This window comes from Lentiprolixibacter sp., assembly GCF_982873095.1.
Genome location: NZ_CEYNTP010000339.1, coordinates 1 through 2,253 on the forward strand (window position 1 = coordinate 1; position 2,253 = coordinate 2,253).

General features: G+C 48.8%; 2 protein-coding genes. Both read left to right on the forward strand.

The window, feature by feature from the left end; all coding sequences use genetic code 11:
• Positions 1 to 140: 140 nt before the first annotated feature.
• Positions 141 to 947: a glucosaminidase domain-containing protein gene (locus tag AC4E7D_RS14115; protein WP_490174417.1), complete on the forward strand. Its 807-nt coding sequence runs from the start codon at positions 141 to 143 to the stop codon at positions 945 to 947.
• A 6-nt stretch (positions 948 to 953) separates the two neighbouring features.
• Entirely contained in the window at positions 954 to 2,243 is a 1,290-nt protein-coding gene (hemL, locus tag AC4E7D_RS14120) for a glutamate-1-semialdehyde 2,1-aminomutase (RefSeq protein ID WP_490174418.1), read from the forward strand.
• Positions 2,244 to 2,253 lie beyond the last annotated feature (10 nt).

Genomic DNA, 2,253 nt, shown 5'->3' on the forward strand with positions numbered 1-2,253 from the left:
CTTTACGGTCTGATAGACATGGTAAAAAAGAAGGTGTTCAAAGCCGGTAGCAGCATACTTGCTATTCACAGTGGCGGCCTTCAGGGGATACAGGGGATGAACAATGTACTAAAGGAAAAGAAGTTACCGTTAATTGACATATGAGAAGACTTACCTGCTTATTGGTACTCGCATTGATGGTACAGGCCTGTGGCTCAAAGAAGAAGGCCTATTCCCGAACTGACCGTAATGCAACTGCCGGCAATAAGGGAGAAACGGGATATCCCATGCCCTCGGATCAGGGGGAGTTTATCTTTTATGATATTGCCTCCATAGAAGAATACATCGAGACTTTTGCTGAAGTGGCTCAGATGGAGATGAAAGCCTACGGTATCCCTGCCAGTATTACCCTGGCCCAGGGAATTCTGGAAAGCGGCTATGGACAGGGCGAACTTACCCGGAAGACCAATAACCATTTTGGGATCAAGTGCCATAACGGTTGGGACGGGGCCTATGCCTACCATGACGATGACAGAAAAGGGGAGTGCTTTCGAAAATACAACCATCCTATGTATTCTTTCAGGGACCACAGTATATTCTTGTCGAGTCGGTCCCGGTATGCTCCTTTGTTCCGGTTGAGGCGAGACGACTATAAAGCCTGGGCCAGGGGTTTAAAAGCCGCCGGTTATGCGACAGATCGCAAGTATCCCCAGAAACTGATTTCTTTCATAGAACGGTATCAACTCTACAAGTATGACCGTCAGGTGTTGCGCGAAGGATACGCAGTATCACCGGATCCCAAAGAATATGATTACACCGTCTACAAGGTGAAAAAGGGAGATACCCTTTATTCTATTTCCAGACGGTATTTTGTACCTGTTAAAGAACTTATGGAATTAAACGATATGGATAGCAGCCACTTATCCATTGGACAGGAACTTAAGATTAAGACCGAAAAACCCAGATAGCTATTTATGATCTATAAAAGAAGCAGTGCCTTGTTTCAGGAGGCAAAAGCCGTTATTCCCGGAGGGGTGAACTCCCCGGTTCGTGCATTCAAAGCTGTTGGGGGAACCCCAATATTCGTAAAGGAAGCCAAAGGACCCTATTTGTATGATGAAGATGGGAACCGTTTGATTGATTACATTTCTTCCTGGGGCCCGCTCATCCTGGGACACGCCTATGAACCGGTAGTTGCTGCCGTAACGGAGCGGGCGCGCAAAGGAACCTCCTTTGGGATGCCAACAGAGCTCGAAACGGAATTGGCAAAGCTTGCCGTGGAAATGGTGCCCAATATCGATCAGATCCGTTTTGTGAACAGCGGTACAGAGGCCTGTATGTCTGCCGTAAGGCTGGCCCGCGGGTTTAGCGGGAAGGATAAGATCATCAAATTCGCAGGTTGCTATCACGGGCACGCGGATGCCTTCCTTATTCAGGCGGGTAGTGGAGCCGTTACTTTTGGCAGCCCCAGCAGTCCTGGTGTCACCCAGGGTACCGCAAAAGACACCCTGCTTGCCAACTACAATGATCTTGAGGATGTTTCCAGGCTAATAGCTGCAAACAAAGGGGAGATCGCAGCTGTAATTATCGAGCCTGTTGCAGGTAATATGGGCTGTATACCCCCAGCCCCTGATTTTATAAGAGGACTCAGGGAGCTTTGTACACAAAATGGGGTGTTATTAATATTTGACGAGGTGATGACTGGTTTCCGACTAGCAAGGGGAGGCGCCCAGGAGTATTTGGGAATTGATGCCGACATCCTCTGTTTTGGAAAAGTGATCGGTGGGGGACTGCCCGTAGGGGCCTTTGCCGCCCGAAAAGAAATTATGAGTTACCTGGCCCCGGAAGGCCCGGTTTACCAGGCCGGAACATTGAGTGGCAACCCACTGGCCATGAGTGCAGGACTGGCGATGCTTACTCAACTCAACAACCGCCCGGAAGTATTCGAGAGCCTGGATAAGAAAACCGCTTATCTGCACGAAGGGATCAAAAAGGTTTTGGATCAGCATGGGATCGTGCATCAGATCAACAGGGTGGGGAGTATGCTATCCGTACACTTCACGGAAGCTCCGGTCGTTGATTTTGAAACGGCCAAGACGGGCAATAACGAAACTTTTAAAAAATATTTCCACGGCATGCTCGCCGAAGGAGTTTACCTGCCACCAAGTGCCTTTGAAAGCTATTTCCTCAATGACGCCCTGGGTTATGAGGATCTGGATGCCACCATTACCGCACTGGATAAGATCGCTCCTGAATTGAAATAAAAAATGGCGG